Origin of the sequence: Rhizobium sp. UBA1881, assembly GCF_002338015.1 — a bacterium.
GTDB lineage: Bacteria > Pseudomonadota > Alphaproteobacteria > Rhizobiales > Rhizobiaceae > Rhizobium.
In genome coordinates, this window is the sequence record NZ_DDHH01000033.1 from 43,519 (window position 1) to 43,854 (window position 336).

The window sequence follows — 336 nt, forward strand, 5'->3', positions numbered from 1 at the left end:
TCCTACCTGAACCGCGCGGTTGCCCATGCATCTTTCCCGACCCGGCGCGTCTTACTAATATGCCCAGACTCGACGCCGGTTGATCCTTTCATCCACAAGGCTGCGCTGGGCGGGCTATCCATCAAGCATACTATGCACCTTCGCGCTGCCGACGAGGCTCCAAGCCTGCTACAAGAGCGACTTCAGAAGAATGGCATAGCCGAGGTCGATGAGGTCCTGATCGTCTGGGGCGATTATGCCAATGCCGCCGTTCTAGAAGAGTGCCTGTCGGCATTGCGTGAGTTCTGCGTTCCTGTCAGCGTCATGTTTTCGGGCCTGGTCGGCGATATCGCCCAG

General features: G+C 58.3%; 1 pseudogene. It reads left to right on the plus strand.

The features are described from left to right. Window positions 1-336: pseudogene (locus B3605_RS03260) on the plus strand (polyprenyl glycosylphosphotransferase); the annotation flags it as partial.